Raw genomic sequence first — 4,840 nt, 5'->3', positions numbered from 1 at the left:
GGCGGGGCGCCGCCCGCCCGGCGTCGCCACCGAGGAGAAGCGGCCCGCCGTGGCCGCGGAGTCCGACCCCGAGACCGCGGAGGGTGCGGCCAAGCCGCGCCGCCGCCGTACGCGGGCGCGCAAGCCGTCGGCCGAGCAGCCCGAGAGCTGACGTCACGCATGTCGTGGCCCGGTCCCTGTCACGGGGGCCGGGCCACGGTGCGTTCCCGGTCTCCTTCACGAGAGCCAGGCCCTCCGCTACGAGAGCCAGGCCGCGATACGTTTCCCCCCGCTCGCCATGCCCTCGCTCGCCGTGCCCCCGCTCGCTGTGCCCCCGCTCGCCGTGCCCCCGCAGGCCGGTGGCCAGCCGCAGCGGCTAGCCTCGCCCCATGAGCAGGCCGCCCACTTTCGTGCCGCCCCCGTGCGCCCACGCCGCCGTCCTCCGTACCGCGCGCGGCGACTTCGCCGTCATCGACGCACGGCCGAGCGGCACACCCAGAGGAACCGTCGTCCTGCTCCCCGGGTTCACCGGCAGCAAAGAGGACTTCATCGCGCTGCACGAGCCGCTCGCGGAGGCCGGGTACCGCAGTGTCGCCGTCGACGGCCGCGGGCAGTACGAGTCCGACGGCCCGAGGGACGACCAAGCACCGTACGCGCAGGGCGAGTTGGCGCGTGACGTGCTCGCCCAGACCGAGGCGCTGGCCGCCGGCCCCGTACACCTCGTGGGCCATTCGCTCGGCGGCCAGATCTCGCGCGCGGCCGTACTCCTGGACGCCTCGCCCTTCGCGTCCCTCACCCTGATGTCCTCAGGGCCCGCGCAGATCTCCCCCTCACAGCAGCAGCGCGCCAAGCTGCTGCTCGACGCGCTCGCCGTGATGGACATGGCGCAGGTGTGGGAGGCGATCCAGGCCCTGGACGCCCCGGAGGAGACGGACACGGACGCCGAACTGCGCGGCCGCTGGCTTCGCCACAGTCCGGCCCAACTCACCGCCACTGGACGCCAGTTGCTGACGGAACCCGACCGCGTGGACGAGCTCGCCGCCGTACCGCTGCCGAAGCATGTGGTGTCCGGGGAGCGGGACGACACCTGGCCCGTACCGCTGTTCGACGAGATGGCGCGCCGGCTCGGCGCCGAGCGGAGCGTCATCGCCGGGGCCGAGCACTCCCCCAACACCGATCAGCCGGCGCGCACCGCCGCCGCTCTCCTCGCGTTCTGGGACGGGCTCCAAGAGCGCTGACAGGAGCGCTGACCGGCCGGTGTTCAGGAATCCGGATGGTCCCGCCGCCGGCGCCAGGTCCAGATCGCGGAGACCCGGTGATCGTGTGCGCCGACGCGCGGGACGGTCAGCGGGCCCAGGCTCTCGATCGCCTCGCCCGTCCGCGGGTCGTCGCGGAGCAGCAGCCCGTGGACAGCGTTGAGCCGTGCGTTGAGCTCGCCCTCGTGCACCAGATCCGCGAGGGCGTCGGTGACGGCGGGACTGCGGTCGGGGCAAGGCGCCACGTGCTCGGCGACGAAGGCACGTACCTGCGGGTCGGGATCCCTGAGCAGCGCCACGAGCGCGGCCGACACCTCGGTGCCGCCGTCGTGGGCAACGGCCAGCCACCAGCCGGCCTGCGCTCGTACGGTGGAGTCCTCGTCCTGTGCGAGAGCCAGCAAGGCGTGCCGGGCGGCAGGACTGGCCGCGGCTCTCCCGTCGAGGAGCAGGGCGGGGACGCGGGCGCGCACGACGGCGGCGGGGTGGTCCACCTGCCCCAGGCCGACGCCTTCCTGGTCCCCGTGCTCCGTATCGCTCAGCACGTCGAGTACGGCGGCGAGCACCTCGGGATCGTCTTCGCCCTCGTCGACCCAGGTGGCGAGCAGTTCGGCCGCTTCCTTGTCGTAGGAGGTGCGCCAACTCCCTTGCCAGAACACGTACCGGCGCAGGACATCGACGACGAAACGGCGATGCAGCGGATCCGGATCATGCCGATAGGCCGTCACCGCCGACCAGGTCTGCCTGCTGCGGCGCTCCCCGAGCACGCTGGTCGCGGCCGTCCACGTCACGTCGTCCGGATCCCCCGCCGACACGGCGCGGGCCACCAGTTCGTCCACGGGCGTCAGGATGCGGAAGGTCCACTCGAGACCGGTCAGGATCGCCAGATGGCCGGCGCGGACCGTGTGCCCGGCGAGCGACAGCTGCGGCACGTCGTCGTACTCGTCCTCCACGATCTCGGCCCGCACCGGGCCCGACGCGCCCGTCCTGCGCCGCAGTTCGGCCTCGGCGCCACGTTCGTGCCACCGCCTCGCCCGGCCGAGCAGCGACTCCCGTACGGATGCGGGCAGCCGCAGCCCGGGATCGCGGCCCAGGACGGCCTGCACCATCGCCGGCGAACCGGCCTCAACTGCCCTGACCAGAGGGGTGGTTCCGTCCGGCAGCGCGAGGTCCGGGTCCGCGCCGCTCTCGATCAGCGCTCTCGCCACGTCCAGGTCGTACGCGCCGACGGCCGCGCAGAGCACCGGCAGCCCGTCCTGCGTCAGCGTGTCCGGGTCGGCACCGGACGCGAGGAGCGCCCGCACCGCCTCCTCGCGCCCGCCCCGTACCGCCTCTGCCAGCGCACTGTCATTCAAGCCCCGCCCCCTGTCCCGTACCGCCCGTCGCGCGGGCGGTCAGCCTTCCCGGATCAGTCCTCCCGGTCCGTCTCCTCGGAGAGGACCTCGCCGGTCTTCGCGTCGATGTCCAGCTCATGCTGTACGCGGCCGTCGGTGACCTCGACGTCCCACTTCGGGCGCTGTTCGGTGCCCTGGATCGAGATCTTGGAGACATAGCCGCCGCCGGCGTTCTCGAGCGCCTTGTCCGCCGCATCGTCCAGGGAGACGGACGCCGCGTCCAGCTTGGCGAGCGGGTACTTCAGGCGGTCGCGCTGGTCGTCGGGCATCCGGTCCTCGTGCGTGCGGACGACCTCACCGCCGGCCGCGTCGACCGTCACGTTGTGCACGCGCGGCTCGTCCGTGATCAGGTCGACCTCCCAGTCACCGTCGTCGTCGTACTCGGCCTCGGTGACCTTGGCGTCGGGGACTTCCTTCTGCGCGGCCGCGATCGCGTCGTCGTACGTGACCTTCGGGCCGCCCTGTGCCGCGGAGGCGTCACCGGCCGCGTCCGGCTCGTTGGCCGCGGCGGAGGAAGCGGCGGACGCGGCGCTGCTCACGCGCTCACGCGGTTCGTCCGCGTTCGAATCGCTGTCCGACGAGCACGCGGCGACGGAGAGCACCAGCGCTCCGGACAGGGCACCCATCGCCCACAGCCTGCGGGTGCGGGTCAGGGGGCGGCGGCTGCTGGTCATCGGGGACTCCCTCGCGTCGTATGGCTGTGTGCTGCCGACGGGGCGAATCGCCGACCCCCATACGATCACATACAGACCTGAAGCCCGCCTGAAGAGGACAAAACGCCAGGTCGAGCAGGCCTCTACGCGTGACCTCAGACCTGCCCCTGCAGGTGATCCCAGAAGCCGTCGCGCAGTGCGCGGCGCAGATCCGCCTGGCCGCGCAGCGAGTACTGGAGCAGGCGCTCGGCCTCGACCAGGAGGTCCTGGTCGACCGGGCCCGGCAGATACGGATGGCCGGGCAGCAGCTCGACCATCGGCTGGCGTCCGCGCGCACCCAGCCAGGTCGCGGCGATCCGCGCACCGACGAAGCGGACGTCTTCGCGGCCGGGCCGGGGGGCGGCCGGATCGTAGGCGGTGTCGGTGCGGCGGGCCACGTACGGCTTGACGAAGTCGAGCTCGAGCGTGCGCTGGCTGTCGACCTCCCACAGGAGGGGTTCGGCCTGGTTGCGGCCGTCGGGCGCCTCGATGCCCCAGAGATGGACGCGGGCGCCGTACCCCTGTGCGGCCTCGACCGCCGAGACCAGGTCCTCGTCGCCGCCGAGCAGCGCCGCGTCACTGATCGCGCGGTGCCGGGCGAGGGACTCCAGATCGCTGCGGATCAGCGAGTCGACGCCCTTCTGCTGGTTGTTCGCGTTGAGGTTGCCGAGGCGGACCTTGACGTCGGGGAGCTCGGCGATCGTCTGCTGCTCGGAGGTGTGGATACGGCGGCGCGCACCGTCGTACCAGTAGACGCGCAGGAGCCGGCTGTCCGCGAAGATCGTGCGGGCCTTGTCGATCAGCGCGTCGATCAGACCCTCCGCGTCGAGGTCGAACGCGCGGCGGTCCTCCGTGCCGGCGACGAGGCGGCCGGCCGCGGCGTAGAGATAGCCCGCATCCACGAAGATCGCGTGGGTGGAAGGAGTCTTGGAGACCTCGGCGAGCATGCGTTGCAGCAGCTCATTGGTGTGATCGATACGTGCCGACAGCACACCCAGCTCTTCTTGGTTCATAGGGCAGCCATTCTCCGGCCGGTCACGCTACGAACACAACCCGTCTCGCTACTCACAAGTAATTAGGCGAGGAAAAAATTTCCTTAGCGTAGGGAATGTTTGTAGGGTGCACGTCGTTGGACCATATGTAACGCGCTGGTAGTCAACGCGACATCCTGCGCGAACACCCGCATAGTTCACTTAGTTCTCCTTCAGGAGGATCACCAGACGAAGGGAGAAGCCCTTGCGCTTCGAGATCATGCGCCTGGACGACGTCAACGGAACCGCCGTGGACAGCACCGTCGTAGACGCCGCCTCCGTCAACCGGATCGTGCAGCAGGCCGCCGCTACCGGCCAGCGCATCTATATCCGCCCGGCCACCGCCACGGCTTCGTAATGCCGTGCAACTGCTCGCGTTGTTGATAAAGACGTAGACGTACAAGGCCCCCGCGCACCGCTGCGCGGGGGCCCTTCGCGTGCCCGGAACCCTGGGGGGGCGCGACGACCCCTGGCGGACCTGGGGGACGCCG

General features: G+C 71.3%; 5 protein-coding genes. 2 read left to right on the top strand and 3 right to left on the bottom strand.

Features of this window, described 5'->3' with window-relative positions; genetic code table 11:
• Positions 1–368: 368 nt before the first annotated feature.
• Entirely contained in the window at positions 369–1,217 is an 849-nt protein-coding gene (locus JAO81_RS33990) for an alpha/beta fold hydrolase (protein ID WP_199551833.1), read from the top strand.
• A gap of 23 nt (positions 1,218–1,240) precedes the next feature.
• Here JAO81_RS33990 and JAO81_RS33985 read toward each other — a convergent pair whose 3' ends face one another.
• The 3 genes from JAO81_RS33985 to JAO81_RS33975 all read right to left on the bottom strand — a co-directional run bounded on the left by JAO81_RS33985 (position 1,241) and on the right by JAO81_RS33975 (position 4,331).
• Entirely contained in the window at positions 1,241–2,587 is a 1,347-nt protein-coding gene (locus JAO81_RS33985; RefSeq protein ID WP_199551832.1) for an ankyrin repeat domain-containing protein, read from the bottom strand.
• Between the two features lie 53 nt (positions 2,588–2,640).
• A complete protein-coding gene (locus tag JAO81_RS33980) occupies positions 2,641–3,300 on the bottom strand; it encodes a PepSY domain-containing protein (protein WP_199551831.1) in 660 nt (219 codons plus the stop codon).
• Positions 3,301–3,434: 134 nt separating this feature from the next.
• Positions 3,435–4,331, bottom strand: coding sequence for an NYN domain-containing protein (locus tag JAO81_RS33975; protein WP_199551830.1), 897 nt, complete (start codon positions 4,329–4,331; stop codon positions 3,435–3,437).
• Between the two features lie 223 nt (positions 4,332–4,554).
• Here JAO81_RS33975 and JAO81_RS33970 point away from each other — a divergent pair, with 223 nt between their 5' ends.
• Complete coding sequence (locus JAO81_RS33970; RefSeq protein WP_199551829.1) at positions 4,555–4,707, top strand: hypothetical protein; 153 nt, start codon at positions 4,555–4,557, stop codon at positions 4,705–4,707.
• The last annotated feature ends 133 nt before the right edge of the window (positions 4,708–4,840 follow it).

This window comes from Streptomyces sp. N35 (assembly GCF_016464295.1).
Classification (GTDB): domain Bacteria; phylum Actinomycetota; class Actinomycetes; order Streptomycetales; family Streptomycetaceae; genus Streptomyces.
Note: the sequence above shows the minus strand (reverse complement) of the source record. Positions and strands in the feature narration are given on the sequence as shown.

Coding starts and splice junctions, on each gene's coding strand:
- JAO81_RS33990 (WP_199551833.1), top strand. CDS start 369: ATGAGCAGGCCGCCCACTTTCGTGCCGCCCCCGTGCGCCCACGCCGCC.
- JAO81_RS33980 (WP_199551831.1), bottom strand. CDS start 3,300: ATGACCAGCAGCCGCCGCCCCCTGACCCGCACCCGCAGGCTGTGGGCG.
- JAO81_RS33975 (WP_199551830.1), bottom strand. CDS start 4,331: ATGAACCAAGAAGAGCTGGGTGTGCTGTCGGCACGTATCGATCACACC.